Source organism: Modestobacter altitudinis (genome assembly GCF_005930475.1).
Taxonomy (GTDB): domain Bacteria; phylum Actinomycetota; class Actinomycetes; order Mycobacteriales; family Geodermatophilaceae; genus Modestobacter; species Modestobacter altitudinis.
The window spans coordinates 134,359-149,198 of record NZ_SJEW01000003.1; the positions used below are offsets into that span (position 1 = coordinate 134,359).

Below are 14,840 nucleotides of genomic sequence, written 5' to 3' on the forward strand. Positions count from 1 at the left end.
AACGCAGACGCACGGCAGGAGAGCGCATGAGCATCCTCGGCACTCGGGTGGTCCGCACCGAGGACCCGTTGTTCCTCACCCGCGGGGCGGTCTACACCGACGACCTCACCGACGAACGGCTGACCGGCGCGCTGCACGCGACGTTCGTCCGGTCCCAGGTGGCCCATGGTCGGCTGTTGTCCGTGGACACCGCCGCGGCGCTCGAGGCGCCCGGGGTGGTCGCGGTCGTGACGGCGGCGGACGTGACCGACCTGGTCGACATCCCGCCGCCGTTCCCCTTCATCAACGCGGCGATGACCCGACCGTGGCTGGCGTCGGACCGGGTCCGTTTCGTCGGAGACCCGATCGCCGTCGTGCTGACCGAGGAGCGGTACCAGGGCGAGGACGCCGCCGAGATGGTGGTCGTCGACGTCGACCCCCTCCCCGCGGTGGTCGGCACGGCAGCGGCCGCCACCGATGAGGTGCTCCTCTTCCCCGAGGCCGGCACCAACCTGCTCGCCGCGTTCGGGGAGCCCGTGCCGGAGGACTTCTTCGACGGCTGCGAGGTGGTCGTCACCCAGGCGCTGGTCAACCAGCGCGTGGCCCCCGTGCCGCTGGAGAGCCGAGCCGCTGCGGCCGCGTGGGACCCCGACGGTCGCGTCACGGTCTGGTGCACCAACCAGGGTGCCCAGCAGGCGCGCGGCCAGCTGGGGGACTGGCTGGAGATGGACCCGGACCTCATCCACCTGATCACCCCCGACGTCGGCGGGGGGTTCGGCGCGAAGATCGGCGCGGACCCCGAGTACGCCTTCATCGCCTGGCTGGCCCGGCACGTCGGCCGTCCGGTCCGCTGGGCGGAGAGCCGCTCGGAGAACATGATCGGGATGCTGCACGGCCGGGCCCAGGACCAGGTGGTCACCATCGGCGGACGCCGGGACGGCACGGTGGAGGCCTACAGCCTGGTCTTCGACCAGGACTGCGGTGCCTACCCCCGGATCGGGGCCGTGCTGCCGACCCTGACCATGCTCATGGCCCCAGGCGTCTACGCGTTCCCGAAGGTGCACGCCCAGGGGCGTGCGCTGGCCACCACCACCACGTCGATCGGCGCCTACCGAGGTGCCGGTCGGCCGGAGGCCACCGCGGCCGTCGAGCGGGCCGTCGACCTGTTCGCCGCCGAGATCGGGATGGACCCGGCCGAGGTGCGCCGGAAGAACCTGGTGCCCGCGTTCTCCGCGCCGCACACCACGCCGATGGGCGCGACCTACGACAACGGGGACTACACCGCCGCGCTCGACAAGGCCCTCGAGGCGGCCGGGTACGACGAGCTGCGTGCCGAGCAGGCCCGCCGTCGGGAGGCGGGCGACGTCCGCCAGCTCGGCATCGGGCTGTCGGTGTACGTGGAGATCACCGGCGCCGACAACGGCGCGGGCACCAAGGAGGCCGCTGAGCTCGAGGTCCACGCGGACGGCACGGCCACCGTGCTCACCGGGACCTCTCCGCACGGTCAGGGTCACGCGACCGCCTGGGCGATGATCGCCAGCGACCAGCTCGGCATCCCCATGGAGAAGATCACCGTCCTGCACGGCGACACCGACCTGGTGCCGCAGGGCGGGGGCACCATGGGGTCCCGCAGCCTCCAGCAGGGTGGCGCGGCGGTGCACCAGGCCGCTGACGAGCTGATCGAGGAGGCCCGGCGCCGGGCGGCTGAACGGCTCGAGGTCGACCCCACGGACCTCGTCGTCGACCTCGGGCTCGCCGGGCTCGCCGTGCGCGGGACCCCGGGGGCCGGCGTCAGCTTCGCCGAGCTGGCGGCGGAGGAACGACTGCTGGTCAACACCGTGTTCAACGCCGACGCGCCGACGTTCCCGTTCGGAGCGCACGTGGCGGTCGTCGAGCTCGACGTCGAGTCGGGCAAGGCCCAGGTCGTGCGGGTGGTGACCGTGGACGACGCCGGCACGGTCATCAACCCGCTCATCGCCGAGGGACAGCGGCACGGCGGCATCGCGCAGGGCGTCGCACAGGCGCTGCTGGAGGAGGTGCTCTACGACGAGGACGGCAACCCGACCACCTCCACCCTCGCCGACTACCCGTTCGTCTCGGCGACCGAGCTGCCCAGCTTCGAGCTCGTCGAGATGGCCACGCCGACGCCGATGAACCCGCTCGGCGCCAAGGGCATCGGCGAGGCAGGCACGATCGGCTCGACCCCCGCCGTCCAGAACGCCGTCATCGACGCCGCAGCGCACCTCGGTGTCCGGCACGTCGACATGCCCGTCACGCCGATGCGCGTCTGGCGGGCCATCCAGCAGGCCGGGTCCCACGCTCAGCAGGAGGGCAACTGATGCAGGTCTCCATCACCGTCAACGGTGAGCAGCGCACCGACGAGGTCGAACCGCGGCTCCTGCTGGCGCACTACCTGCGGGAGGTGCGTGGGCTCCGGGCGACGAACATCGGCTGCGACTCGACGTCCTGCGGGGCGTGCACGGTCATCGTCGACGGCCTCAGCGTGAAGAGCTGCACGGTGCTCGCCGCGCAGGCCGACGGCGCGCAGGTCACCACGCTCGAGGGGCTGGCCGGTGCCGACGGCGAACTGCACCCGGTGCAGGCGGCCTTCCGCGCCGAGCACGGCCTGCAGTGCGGGTTCTGCACCCCCGGGATGGTGATGGCCGCGATCGGCGTGCTGGCCGACAACCCCGACCCGACCGACCGCGAGGTCCGGGAGGGACTGGAGGGCAACCTGTGCCGGTGCACCGGCTACCACAACATCGTCCGCGCGGTCCTGACCGCGGCACAGGCCGGTCCCGCCGCCGGCCAGGTGCCGCAGGCGCAGGAGGTGCAGGCATGATCCCGACCGCGTTCGACTACGTGAAGGTGCGGTCGGTCGACGAGGCGCTGGCCGCCCTGGCCGAGCACGGGGAGGATGCCAAGCTGCTCGCCGGGGGCCACTCGCTGCTGCCGATCATGAAGTTGCGGCTGGCGATCCCGACGGTGCTGATCGACATCGGCGGCATCCCGGAGCTGTCCTACGTCCGGGTGGAGGGGGACGAGGTCGCCGTCGGCGCGGGCACCCGGCTCTTCGAGATCGAGCGGGACGAGGTGGTCCGGGCGGAGGCGCCGCTGCTGTCGCACGTGGCCGGCCGGGTCGGCGATCCGCAGGTGCGCCACCGCGCCACCCTCGGCGGCACGGTGGCGCACAGTGATCCCGCGTCGGACGTGCCGACCGGCCTGCTCGCCCTCGGGGGCAGCGTGGTCGTGCAGGGACCGGCCGGGCGCCGCTCGATCCCGGTGACCGCCTGCTGGACCGGCTTCTTCGAGACCGACGTCGCCGAGGACGAGATGGTCATCGAGGTCCGGGTGCCCCGCACCGGCTCCTCCGGGTGGGGCTACGAGAAGTTCACCCGCCGGGAGAACGACTGGGCGATCGTGGCGGCGGCCGCGGTCGAGGGCCGGGTGGCGCTGGCCAACATGGCCGGCACCGTCGTGCGGGCCACCGCGACCGAGGAGGCGCTGGCCCGGGGCGCGTCCGTCGCCGAGGCCGCTGCGCTGGCGGACCAGGGCACCTCGCCGTCCTCCGACATGCACGCCGACGCCGAGTACCGCCGGCACCTGGCCCGGCTGCTGACCCGACGCGCCCTGGAGACCGCCGCCGCGGCCTGATCCGGTCCCGGTGCCTGACCCTGACCGGGGGTCCGGCGCCGAGACCGGGGGGCCGTCAGCCGGCGGGAGTGAGCATCCCCGCGCCGACGGTGGCGTTGGTCGCCTCGTCGATGAGGATGAAGCGGCCGGTGACCCGGTTGCGGTGGTAGTCGTCGACGAACAGTGGCTGGGTGGTGCGCAGCCGGACCCGGCCGATGTCGTTGAGGCCGAGCTGCGGCGCGTCGCCCTCCCGGTGCAGCGTGTTCACGTCCAGCCGGTACTGCAGCTCCTTGACCATCGCGCGCACCGTGCGGGTCGTGTGCTTGACCGCCAGCCGCATCCGGGGCACGAGCGGGGTGTCGGCCATCCAGCAGACCAGCGCGTCGAGGTCCTGGGTGACCTGCGGGGCGTTGTGCGACCGGCAGATCAGGTCACCGCGGGAGACGTCGAGGTCGTCGGTGAGCCGCACCGTCACCGACATGGGCGGGAAGGCCGCCTCGACCGGGCCGTCCGGGCCCTCGATCGCGGCGATCGTCGTGCTCAGGCCGCTGGGCAGCACCTGGACCTCGTCGCCGGGACGCAGCACACCGGCGGCAACCCGGCCGGCGTAGCCGCGGTAGTCGTGGAACGCGTCGGATTGCGGCCGGATGACGTACTGCACCGGGAACCGGGCGTCGACGAGGTTCCGGTCGCTGGCGACGTGCACGTGCTCGAGGTGGTGCAGCAGCGAGGTGCCCTCGTACCAGGGCATGTTCGCCGAGCGGGTCACCACGTTGTCGCCCTGCAGGGCCGAGATCGGGACGACCGTCAGGTCCGGGACGTCGAGCTTGGTGGCGAAGGCGGAGAACTCGTCGCGGATCTGCTCGTAGACCTCCTCCGACCAGTCGACGAGGTCCATCTTGTTCACCGCGACGACCAGGTGCGGCACCCGCAGCAGCGAGGCGAGGAAGGCGTGCCGGCGGCTCTGCTCGACCATGCCCTTGCGGGCGTCGACCAGCACGATCGCCAGGTCCGCGGTCGAGGCGCCGGTGACCATGTTCCGGGTGTACTGCACGTGGCCCGGGGTGTCGGCGAGGATGAAGGTGCGCCGCGGCGTGCTGAAGTAGCGGTAGGCGACGTCGATGGTGATGCCCTGCTCGCGCTCGGCGCGCAGCCCGTCGGTGAGCAGCGCCAGGTCGACGTAGTCGCCCCGGCTGGCCCGCTCGATCGCGGCGTACTGGTCCTCGAAGACGGCCTTGCTGTCGAACAGCAGCCGGCCGATCAGCGTGCTCTTGCCGTCGTCGACCGAGCCGGCGGTGGCGATCCGCAGGATGTCCTTGCGGGCGACGGCGAGGTCGTGGGCCTGCTCCGCGGCGGTGGAGTGCAGGTCGATGGGACTGCCCATCAGAAGTACCCCTCCTTCTTGCGGTCCTCCATGGCGGCGTCGCTGACCTTGTCGTCGCCGCGGGTGGCGCCGCGCTCGGTCAGCCGGGTCACCGCGATCTCGGCGATGACCTCCTCGACGTCGGTGGCCGTGGACCGGACGGCGGCGGTCAGGTTGGCGTCGCCCACGGTGCGGTACCGGACGCTCTCACGGCTCACCTGCTCGCCGTCCCGGGGCGTGATGAACTCGTTGACCGCGTAGAGCATCCCGGCCCGGTCGACGACGTCGCGCTCGCGGGCCAGGTACAGCGGCGGGATGGCGATCTCCTCCTGGGCGATGTAGCCCCAGATGTCCAGCTCGGTCCAGTTGGACAGCGGGAACACCCGGATCGTCTCGCCGAGGTGGGTGCGGCCGTTGTAGAGGTCCCAGAGCTCGGGCCGCTGGTTCTTCGGGTCCCACTGGCCGAACTCGTCGCGGAAGCTGAACACCCGCTCCTTGGCCCGGGCCTTGTCCTCGTCGCGGCGGGCGCCGCCGAACAGGGCGGTGTAGCCGTGCTCCTCGACGGCGTCGAGCAGCACCGGGGTCTGGATCCGGTTGCGGGAGCCGTTGGGCTCCTCGCGCACCGTGCCGGCGGCGATCGCGTCGGGCACCGAGGCGATGACGAGCTCCACGCCGAGCTCGGCCACCCGCTTGTCGCGGAACTCGAGCACCTCGGGGAAGTTCAGCCCGGTGTCGACGTGCATCACCGGGAACGGGATGCGGGCCGGGGCGAAGGCCTTGCGCGCCAGCTCCAGCATCACGATGGAGTCCTTGCCGCCGGAGAACAGCAGCACCGGGCGCTCGGACTCGGCGGCCACCTCTCGCAGCACGTGGATGGACTCGGCCTCCAGCGTCTGCAGCTGGGTGAGCCGGTGGTCGGCGATGGTCACGCTGGGAGGCTCCCGGGAGTGGGGGACGACGGCAGGTGCCGCCCGGACGACGACGTCTTCGAGCGGGGCAACCCGATCGGCATGATGCGGATTCCCCTCCCAGTGTCCGTCATGGACGCACCGGTGCTGCCGTGCGGTCGATCACGCCCCGTCGACCACCGTGGCCGCGTCGTCCGGCCGGCGGGGTCGTGAGGGCCGGCCCGAGGCGTCGGTGATGGTGCTGAAGTACTCCTCCACCTGCTCGGGGCGGGGGGTCACCCACATGCCGCGCGCCTGGACGAGGGCCTGGTCCGGCTGCTCGGCCAGCGCGATCGAGCCGGCGATGGCGACCCTCCGGCCGCGGCTCTCGGCGACGGCGGCGCGCAACAGCAGAGCGGTCCCCAGCGGCACCGGCCGTCGGTAGTCCAGCTCCAGCCGGCCGGTCATGCCCCACAGGCCCGCGGCGTGCGCCGCCGAGCTGAGGACCTGGTCCAGGAGCAGCGCGCTCATCCCGCCGTGCACGTAGCTCGGCGGACCCTCGTAGGGCAGGCCCAGGGTCGCCTCCGCCTCGACCCCGCCGTCCACCCGCCGGATGGCCAGCGGCGGGGCCAGCGCGCTGCCCACCCCGCTGACCGGGTTGTACACCCGGCGGAACTGCGCCGGGTCGTCCAGCGCCGACAGCTGGTCGCGGCTGCGCCGGCCGGCCGCGAGCCGGGTGCTGACCTCCCGGGCGGTCGCCGCCGCGGCGCGTAGTTCGGCGGGGTCCACCGTCGTGCTCACCGAGGCGTCGACGAGCCCGCGCAGCGCGCTGCCGAGCTCGGTGACGGCTGCCAGCAGGTCGGCCTGGGCCGCGTTCTCCTCAGTGGGCACCGGTGGATTGCACCAGCCGGCGTCCGTGCCCGCTCAGGAGGGTGTTGCCTCCGGCGTCGTCGGCGGTGCCGGTGGACCCGACCGGGGCAGCCGGACGGTGAACGTCGCGCCCCGGCCGGGGGCGGTGGTCAGGTCGACGGTGCCCCCGTGCGCCGCGACCAGCGAGGCGACGATGGACAGCCCCAGCCCGGTCCCGCCGGCGGCGCGGGTACGGGAGGCGTCGGCCCGGTAGAACCGCTCGAACACCCGCTCCGCGTCGGCCGGGGCGAGCCCGGGGCCCTCGTCGCTGACGGCCAGCACGACGACGTCGGCATCGGCGGCGTCCTCGGACAGCCGCACGGTGACCCGGGCGTCAGCCGGGGTGTGGGTGAGCGCGTTGGTCACCAGGTTGCCGACCACCTGCCGCAGCCGGGCCTCGTCGCCGGTCACGACGGGCACGTCGGTGAGCGAGGGGTCCAGCAGCAGGCTGAGCGGCCGGTCGGGCTGGACGGCGCGGGCGTCGTGCACGGCGTCCCCGGCGATCTCGGCGAGGTCCACCGGCCCGAGGGTCAGCGGACGCTGCTGGTCCAGCCGGGCCAGCTGCAGCAGGTCCTCGACCAGCAGGCCCATCCGGGTCGCCTCGGCCTCGATGCGCTGCATGATCCGACCGGTGTCCTCCGGGCCCTGGACCGCACCCTGCCGGTGCAGCTCGGCGAAGCCGCGGATCGAGGTCAGCGGGGTGCGCAGCTCGTGGCTGGCGTCGGCGACGAACCGGCGCATCCGACCCTCGGACGCCCGGGCCTGCTCCTCGGAGGCCTGCTGGGCGCGGAACGAGCTCTCGATCCGGCCCAGCATCCCGTTGAGCGCGGTCGACAGCCGCCCGACCTCGGTCCGCTCGCTGCCGGCCGGAACCCGGCGGGACAGGTCACCGGCGGCGATCGCCCGCGCGGTGTGCTCCACCTCGCGCAGCGGCCGCAGGCTGTTGCGCACCAGCAGGTATCCGGCAGCCCCGAGCACGACGATGACCAGCAGGCCGACGACGAGCTCGATCCGGACGAGCCGGCCGAGCAGTTCGCGGTCCGGGGCCAGGTCGGTGGCGCCGACGATGACGAGGTCGTCGGTCACCTGGGCGATGGCGACCCGCCAGGTCGTGCCGCCGTCCACCGAGCGGACGGTGAAGGGCTGCCGGCTGTACGAGCTCACGGTCGCCGCGGTCAGGCCGCTGAGGTCGGGCAGCTCGTCCGGGTCGGGGAGCAGCTCTGGATCGCGGGTGTCGGGGAACGCCGGGTAGGTGCCAGCTGGGCTGACGCAGTCGAGGTAGCTGCTCCGGCTTGCCAGCCCCAGGCTGTTGCACGCTCGCTGGAGGATGACCGGGTTCAAGCTCGCGTACTGGTCTACGAGGTCGGTCAGCTCCTCGTCGTGCTGCTCGAGCAGGTAGCCACGGAGCAGTGAGGTGGCCGCACCCCCGGTCGCGGCCAGCGCCACGGTGACCAGCGTGACGAGCAGCGCGACCAGGGTCACCCGCAGCGGGACCCGGACGGCCCAGCCCCTCTGGTCGGTGGCCTGCTCGCGGGGCGGCCGGTCGGAGGTCAGCTGCTCGACGGACGGGCCGGCGGGCGGCCCTGGGTCGCCGGCCGCCGGCGCGCTGGTCGCCGGGGCGCTCACGAGCCGCGGGGGAGGCGCAGGGAGTAGCCCACCCCGCGCAGGGTGTGCAGCAACCGCGGCTCGGTCGTGTCGACCTTGCGCCGCAGGTAGGAGATGTAGGACTCCACGACGTTGGCCTCGCCGTTGAAGTCGTAGTTCCAGACGTGGTCGAGGATCTGCGCCTTCGACAGCACCCGGCCGGCGTTCGTCATGAGGTAGCGCAGCAGCTTGAACTCGGTGGGGGAGAGGCTGACCAGCTTCCCGGCCTTGAGGACCTCGTGGCTCTCCTCGTCCAGCTCGATGTCGGCGAAGGTGAGCCGCGGCGCCTCGATGGCGCGCTGCACGCCCTGGCTGCGCCGCAGCACCGCCCGGATGCGGGCCAGCACCTCGTCCAGGCTGAACGGCTTGGTGACGTAGTCGTCGCCGCCGAGGGTCAGGCCGGTGACCTTGTCGTCGGCCGCGTCGCGCGCGGTGAGGAAGAGCACCGGGGTGTGCGTGCCGTTCTGACGCAACCGCCGGACGACTCCGAAGCCGTCGAGCCCGGGCATCATCACGTCGAGCACCAGCAGGTCGGGGCGGAACTCCGCGGCGACGGCGAGCGCCTGCTGCCCGTCGGAGGCGACGGCCACCTCGAAGCCCGCGTAACGCAGGCTGGCCGAGAGCAGCTCGCGGATGTTCGGCTCGTCGTCGACCACGAGCAACCGCGCCTCGGGCTGCTGCACGCCTCCGGCGCGCGAGCTGGTGGCGGACACGACCCCTCCTGATGGACCCTGTACGGCCGCAGTCGTCATGCCGCCAGAGTGCGGTGCGCGGCTGCAGCTGCGCTGGACGCTACCTGTGAGGAAGCTGGACGAGGGGGTCGTGCGACCGGCTGGTCAGCCGGCGGGTGACATCGCCCGTCCGCGCCGCCAGTAGCCGATCGCGTGGTGCTGGCTCCGGCGCAGCCCCCACCGGCTCCGCAGGTCCGCCCGCACGGTCCGCACGGTCGCCGACTCCGCGCCGACCCAGGCGAAGACGTCGTCCCCGGCCGGCCGTGGCAGGGCCGCCACGGCGTCGGCGAGCAGGTCGGTACCGGGGGGCGAACCGGAGCGGTGCAGCCAGTGCAGCTCCACGCCGGGCGGTGCGAGGACCGGTTGCTCCTCCTCGGGCCCGGCCACCTCGAGCAACGCGACACCGCGGGTGCCCGGAGCGGCGGAGGCCAGGATCCTGCTGATCGCCGGCAGCGCGGTCTCGTCGCCGGCCACCAGCAGCCAGGAGGCCGGGGCCTCGCCGAGCGGGGCGGCGCTCGCCACGCCCAGCACGGCGCCCGGCGCGGCGGCGGACGCCCAGGTCGCGGCCGGGCCGTCGCCGTGCAGCACGAAGTCGACGTCCAGCTCGCCTGCGGCGGGGTCCTGCCGGCGGGAGGTGTAGCTGCGAAGGGCCACGCCGTGGCTCCCCTGCGGCCACACGATGCGACCGTCCCGGGCAACCGTGGGCCAGCGGGGCGCCGGGTCGCCGACCCGCGGGACCAGCAGGGACAGGCTCGGGCCCGCCGCCGCGACGACGGCGCCCGGCGCGGTGAGGGTCACCCGACGCACGGCAGGGGTGACGTCCCGGACGGCCGACACGGTGAGCACGTCGACCGAGCGGGCTGCGGCTGGGTCGTCCTCGCTCGGTTCCACGAGGACCCAGCCTAACGAGGCCGACCCGGCCGGCCCCGGGGGAATGGGGCCAGTCGGGCCGGCGTCTCGGGACGGAGATCTCACTGTGCGTGACCGGATCGTTGCGCTGGTCTGGCCTCGCGGTCAGGACCTTCCGTCTGATGAACACGCTACGTGACGGGAATCGGCCCGGTACAGCCCGGTGGCAGGACACAACCCGAACGGGTGACCGCCGCGGCATCGGACGGCGCCGTACCGCTGCCGGGGAGCCCATGTGTGCGGTCCGCCCGGCCCGGGCAGGCACGAGGGACCGACGAGCGACGGAGGACCGGCGATGGCGCAGGACTTCAGCAAGGGCGACCACGTGAGCTGGAAGAGCCACGGGGGCGAGGCCGAGGGCACGGTCCAGAAGAAGATCACCGAGGACACCGAGGCGGCCGGCCGGAAGGTCAAGGCCAGTTCCGACGACCCGCAGTACGAGGTGAAGAGCGAGAAGAGCGGCGGCACCGCCGTGCACAAGCCCAGCGCACTGAAGAAGGACTGACCCGCGCCGGCGAGGCGGCAGGAGGAGGAGCACGTGACCGAGAACGACGACACCTTCGCAGGCACATCCGCGCGGAGCACGAAGCACTCGGCCCGGGAGGACGACGCCCTGGCCCACGAGATCGAGGGGATGATCCGCTCCGGGCGGTCCACCCACGCCCAGGAGTGGAACGACCCCGAGCCCGTGGCCGAGGGCGACCCGGACGTCGACAGCTCGCCGGGGGACACCCTGACCGGTGGTGTGCCGGTCGGCATGACCCCCGATGCCGTGATCGCCCGTGCTGAGCTGGCCCGCTGGCTGGACCGGGCCGACTTCCCGAGCACCGGCCCTGACCTGGTGGAAGCTGCGCGCGACCACCGGGCACCCGACGCGGTCGCCGACGAGCTCTCCCGGCTGCCCGACGGGCAGGTCTACGAGCGGATCGGCGACGTCGTCCGCGCGCTGGGCTACCCGACCGAGACCTGAGTCCCGGCCAGCTCACCTGATCCCGTCCCCTGTCGAGAAACCGGCACACGACCGGCGCCGCCCCCCGGGGCGGCGCCGGTCGTGTGTTCAGTGGCCGTCGAGCGCGGCTGCCCCGTCCTCCTCGGCGATCTCCTCCGCGCCCCGGCGGCGGAACAGCTTCGAGCCCGGGAACCCCTTCACCACCTGGCGCATGTCCTGCACGGTGTCCAGCAGGGCGTGCACGTCCGGGGCGACGTCGCCGAGGGTGGCCAGGACGGGCAGCACGTCCTCGTCCAGGTGGACGACCAGGGTCGGCAGCCGGTCGACCAGCGTGATCAGGGCAGCCACCTCGTCGTCGTCGAGGTGCGCGGCGAACCGGGTCAGCACCGGTGCCAGCACGGTCAGGGCCGGGCGGTAGTCCTCCAGCAACGGCTGGACGGCCCCGAGCATCGCCTCGGCCCGGCCGAGGGTCCCGTCGGCCGCGCCCGCGGTCCCGCCCACCGCCACGAGGAGCTCGTCGGCGGCGTCGGTGCTCCGCCCGATCCGCTGCACCGCGACGTCGGCGGCGGACTGGGTCACCCCGATCGCGTCGATGGCCTGGTCGGCGCGGGCCTGGGTGGTGCCGATGGCGTCGATGGCCTGGTCGGCGCGGGCCTGGGTCGCGCCGATGCTGTCGATGGCCTGGTCAGCGCGGGCCTGGGTCGCGCCGATGGCGTCGATGGCCTGGTCAGCGCGGGTCTGGGTCGCGCCGATGCTGTCGATGGCCTGGTCGGCGCGGGTCTGGGTCGCGCCGATGCTGTCGATCGCCTGGTCGGCGCGAGCCTGGGTCGCGCCGATGGCGTCGATCGCATGCTCGGCGCGAGCCTGGGTGGTGCCGATGCTGTCGATCGCATGCTCGGCGCGGGCCTGGGTGGTGCCGATGCTGTCGATGGCCCGGTCGGCGCGGTCGCGGGTCGCGTCGACGGCGGTGATCGCCGCGTCCGCGGAGGCCTGGGTGCCCTTGATCCGGGACATCGCCTCGTCGGCGTGGGCACGGGTCGCGTCGATCCCGACCACCGCCTGCTCGGCGCGGTCGGCGATCCGCTCGACCCGGTCCAGCAGCACGGTGAGCCGCTCCAGCAGGCGCTCGACCTCGCCGACCGCGCCGACCACCCGCGGCAGGAGCGCGAGGGCCTCGGTGACCCCGTCCCGCAGGCCGCCGGCCGCGGTGAGCACGTCGGATGGACCGAACAACGGCAGCTTCACGGCCTCGACGCTACGGTCCGCGGCCGCACCGCGCCGGACGAGCCGGTCGGGTCCGCGCTGCTCGGGACACCTCTTCCCCCGCGCGCCCGACCGGACTGGAGGCCTCGCACCCGTATCGTGGGCAGCCCCACGGTCGACGGCGTCCGACCGGGCCGGGGGGTGGCGAGACGACCAGTCCGGCGACGGCGCTGCCGGACCACGACGACGGGATCCTTGAACGGTGGCGGACGAGCCGACGCGGAGCGGGACCGACAGTGGTCCTCCCGTCGGTGACCCGGCGACGGGCCGGCTCGGGCCGGACGACGGCAACCCCGTCGAGCCGTTGACCGTCGCCGAGCTGCTGGCCCGCTCCGGGACCGACGTACGGCGCCGGCGGGCCGAGCGGCGGGAGTCGGCGGAGGTGACCGGCCGGCAGCAGCCGGTCCGGGACGACGGGCCGCGCGACCGCCCGCCGCTCCGGGGCGGCGTGCGCCGCGAGCCGTTCCCCACCGCGGGCGCCCCGTCCGCACCGCTGCTCCCGACGGGCTGGCAGCCGGCGATGCCCGGGCCCGCGACGGCACCACCCACTGCGCCGCCGTCTCTCCCGCCCCGGTCCTCGCCGCGCTCCCAGCCGCGCTCCCAGCCGCGCTCCCAGCCGCCGTCCCCGCCGCCGTCCTCGCCGCCGTCCTCGCCGCAGTCCTCGCCGCAAGCTGCCCCGTGGAGCCCGGCGCCGGTGGTGGTGCCCCCCGCAGCGGTCGTCCGGAGCGCGGCGCCGCCAGGAGTGCCGCCGCGGCCGGTGATGCGCGCCCTGCAGACCGAGGCGCCCGCGGCCGACCCCGCCCCCTCGGCCGGTCCGGCACCGTCGGCCGGTCCAGTACCGGCCGGCCCGGTGTTCGGCTCGACGTACAGCCCCCCGCCGCGGGTGGTCCCGCCGGCGTCGGTCACCCCGGCGGCCGCACCGCCGGTCCGCGCGCCCTCCCCGTCCCGTTCCCCGAGCCCGACCCCTCGGCCGACGCCCGCGCTGCCGGGCGCCCAGCCGTCCGTGCCGGTGCCAGGGGTGCGCCGCAGCCTGCCGCTGCCGCCGATCCCGGGCCGGGACGTCCCGGCGTCCGACCAGGGGACCATCACCGACCTCACGGTGCCGCGGGCGCCGGTCAGCCCGGCGCGGCGGCGGCTGACCCGGGTCGCGCTCGCGCTGGTCGCGCTGCTCGGGGTCGTGGCCGCCTACTACGTCGGCCTGTACTTCTACGTCGACCGCACGCTCGACCGGGTCGACGCGCTCGTCGTCGACGGACCCGAGGTGCTGGCGCCCCAGCTGCAGGAGTCCGCGCAGACCTACCTGCTGGTCGGGACGCACCTGCCCGGGCGCAGCGGGCTGTCGGCGGTCAGCACGCTGATCGCCCACGTCTCCGCCGACGGGCAGCAGGCGGTGCTGGTCAGCGTGCCGCCCACCGCGCTCAGCGACACCCCGACCTGCCGGGACGACGACGGCGAGGTGCGGCCGGCGGTCACCGAGGCGTTCGCCTCCGCGCTGCTCGACGGCGGACCGTCCTGCCTGGTCCGGTCGGTGCAGCAGCTCACCGGGCTGCGCGTCGACCACTACCTCGCCCTGGACCTCGAGCGGCTGCCGGGCATGGTCGACGCCCTCGGCGACGTCTCGGTCTGCGTGCCCGACCCCGCCACCGGCGCCGCCTCCGCGCTGGGGCTGCCGGCGGGGGCGGCCCGGCTGACCGGCGAGGACGTGACCGACTTCCTCCGTGCGAGCAGCACCGGGTCCGACCTCACCGGCGCGGCGGCCGCGGAACGGGAGCAGCTGGTCCTCACCGCGACCCTGCGCACCGCACTGGACAGCGGGACCGTCGCCGACCCGCTGGCCCTCACCCGGTTGCTGACCCGGACCGGGGACACGTTCACCGTCGACGCCGACACCGCCCTCGACGACGTGCGAGCCCTCGGCTCCACGCTGGGCGACCTGTCCGGCGACGCGCTGCAGCGCGCCGAGGTCCCGGTGGCCTCGGTCGGGTACGTGCCGGCTGGGTCCGACCAGGCCGCCGTCCTCGTCGACGCCGCCGCCACCCGGGAGCTCTTCGACGCCGTCATCGACGGCGGCACGCTGCCGGCCGCCGCGGAGGCGCAGGCAGCCGCCGACGGTGCCGCCACCACGGACACGTCCGCCGGTCCCGCAGCGGCCGACTCCCTCCCTGACCCCACGCTCACCGACGTGGTGCCCGCGGGCACCCTGGTGACCGTGGCCCCGGCCGGGGTGACCGTCGACGTGCTGGACGCCTCCGGCGCGGGCCGGACGGCGGACGTCGCGGCCGGGCTGGCCGCCGGGGGCTTCCGCATCGGTGCCCTCGGGAAGGAGCCGGCGGCGGTGGACCGGACTGTCGTGCGCTACGGCCCGGCGTCCTTCGAGCCCGCCCGCACGGTGGTCGCCGCCGTCCCCGGGGCGGTGCTGCAGCCGACCGACGAGGTCGGCACCGCCGTGCAGCTGGTCATCGGGCCGGACTTCACCGCGCTCACCCCGGTCGCCGTCGGCACGCCGGTACCGACGACAGCGGCCCCGGTCCCCGTGGACGAGGGGACCGGGGCCGCGTCGGCCTGCAGCTGAG

13 protein-coding genes are annotated in these 14,840 nt (G+C 74.4%); 6 read left to right on the forward strand and 7 right to left on the reverse strand.

The window, feature by feature from the left end; all coding sequences use genetic code 11:
* Nucleotides 1-26: 26 nt before the first annotated feature.
* The 3 genes from FHL79_RS02350 to FHL79_RS02360 are packed head-to-tail and all read left to right on the forward strand — an operon-like array spanning nt 27 to nt 3,633.
* Nucleotides 27-2,318, forward strand: coding sequence for a xanthine dehydrogenase family protein molybdopterin-binding subunit (locus tag FHL79_RS02350; RefSeq protein ID WP_138757014.1), 2,292 nt, complete (start codon nt 27-29; stop codon nt 2,316-2,318).
* The gene (locus FHL79_RS02355; protein WP_138757015.1) at nt 2,318-2,821 is read left to right on the forward strand and encodes a (2Fe-2S)-binding protein; all 504 of its coding nucleotides are present in this window, start codon (nt 2,318-2,320) and stop codon (nt 2,819-2,821) included. The genes FHL79_RS02350 and FHL79_RS02355 overlap by 1 nt, the downstream gene beginning before the upstream one ends.
* On the forward strand, nt 2,818-3,633 hold the full coding sequence (locus FHL79_RS02360; protein WP_138757016.1) for an FAD binding domain-containing protein: 816 nt from the start codon (nt 2,818-2,820) through the stop codon (nt 3,631-3,633). Before FHL79_RS02355 ends, FHL79_RS02360 begins: the two co-directional genes overlap by 4 nt.
* Before the next feature lie 55 nt (nt 3,634-3,688).
* Here the strand turns inward: FHL79_RS02360 and FHL79_RS02365 are convergent, their stop codons facing one another.
* The 6 genes from FHL79_RS02365 to FHL79_RS02390 all read right to left on the reverse strand — a co-directional run bounded on the left by FHL79_RS02365 (nt 3,689) and on the right by FHL79_RS02390 (nt 10,037).
* Entirely contained in the window at nt 3,689-4,996 is a 1,308-nt protein-coding gene (locus FHL79_RS02365) for a sulfate adenylyltransferase subunit 1 (RefSeq protein ID WP_218938293.1), read from the reverse strand.
* A complete protein-coding gene (gene cysD / locus FHL79_RS02370; protein WP_138757017.1) occupies nt 4,996-5,904 on the reverse strand; it encodes a sulfate adenylyltransferase subunit CysD in 909 nt (302 codons plus the stop codon). Before cysD ends, FHL79_RS02365 begins: the two co-directional genes overlap by 1 nt.
* Nucleotides 5,905-6,045: 141 nt before the next feature.
* Nucleotides 6,046-6,753, reverse strand: coding sequence for a PaaI family thioesterase (locus FHL79_RS02375; protein WP_138757018.1), 708 nt, complete (start codon nt 6,751-6,753; stop codon nt 6,046-6,048).
* Between the two features lie 33 nt (nt 6,754-6,786).
* Nucleotides 6,787-8,397, reverse strand: a complete 1,611-nt coding sequence (locus tag FHL79_RS02380; RefSeq protein ID WP_138757019.1) for a sensor histidine kinase — start codon at nt 8,395-8,397, stop codon at nt 6,787-6,789.
* Nucleotides 8,394-9,128 (reverse strand): response regulator transcription factor, encoded by a 735-nt coding sequence (locus FHL79_RS02385; RefSeq protein ID WP_171057965.1) that lies wholly within the window; start codon nt 9,126-9,128, stop codon nt 8,394-8,396. The genes FHL79_RS02380 and FHL79_RS02385 overlap by 4 nt, the downstream gene beginning before the upstream one ends.
* Before the next feature lie 123 nt (nt 9,129-9,251).
* A complete protein-coding gene (locus FHL79_RS02390; protein WP_138757020.1) occupies nt 9,252-10,037 on the reverse strand; it encodes a siderophore-interacting protein in 786 nt (261 codons plus the stop codon).
* Nucleotides 10,038-10,350: 313 nt separating this feature from the next.
* On the opposite strand from FHL79_RS02390, the gene FHL79_RS02395 reads away from it, so the two are divergent.
* Entirely contained in the window at nt 10,351-10,560 is a 210-nt protein-coding gene (locus FHL79_RS02395; RefSeq protein WP_138757021.1) for a hypervirulence associated TUDOR domain-containing protein, read from the forward strand.
* A 33-nt stretch (nt 10,561-10,593) separates the two neighbouring features.
* The gene (locus FHL79_RS02400) at nt 10,594-11,025 is read left to right on the forward strand and encodes a DUF2795 domain-containing protein (RefSeq protein ID WP_138757022.1); all 432 of its coding nucleotides are present in this window, start codon (nt 10,594-10,596) and stop codon (nt 11,023-11,025) included.
* An 87-nt stretch (nt 11,026-11,112) separates the two neighbouring features.
* Here FHL79_RS02400 and FHL79_RS02405 read toward each other — a convergent pair whose 3' ends face one another.
* Nucleotides 11,113-12,249: a coiled-coil domain-containing protein gene (locus FHL79_RS02405; protein ID WP_179966080.1), complete on the reverse strand. Its 1,137-nt coding sequence runs from the start codon at nt 12,247-12,249 to the stop codon at nt 11,113-11,115.
* A gap of 220 nt (nt 12,250-12,469) precedes the next feature.
* Between FHL79_RS02405 and FHL79_RS02410 the strand changes: the two genes are divergently transcribed.
* Complete coding sequence (locus FHL79_RS02410; RefSeq protein WP_246080255.1) at nt 12,470-14,839, forward strand: LCP family protein; 2,370 nt, start codon at nt 12,470-12,472, stop codon at nt 14,837-14,839.
* Nucleotide 14,840: the final 1 nt, after the last annotated feature.

Excerpts from the sequence above, each read along its gene's own strand:
- FHL79_RS02350 (WP_138757014.1), top strand. The coding sequence starts at position 27 with ATGAGCATCCTCGGCACTCGGGTGGTCCGCACCGAGGACCCGTTGTTC.
- FHL79_RS02355 (WP_138757015.1), top strand. The coding sequence starts at position 2,318 with ATGCAGGTCTCCATCACCGTCAACGGTGAGCAGCGCACCGACGAGGTC.
- FHL79_RS02360 (WP_138757016.1), top strand. The coding sequence starts at position 2,818 with ATGATCCCGACCGCGTTCGACTACGTGAAGGTGCGGTCGGTCGACGAG.
- FHL79_RS02365 (WP_218938293.1), bottom strand. The coding sequence starts at position 4,996 with ATGGGCAGTCCCATCGACCTGCACTCCACCGCCGCGGAGCAGGCCCAC.
- FHL79_RS02395 (WP_138757021.1), top strand. The coding sequence starts at position 10,351 with ATGGCGCAGGACTTCAGCAAGGGCGACCACGTGAGCTGGAAGAGCCAC.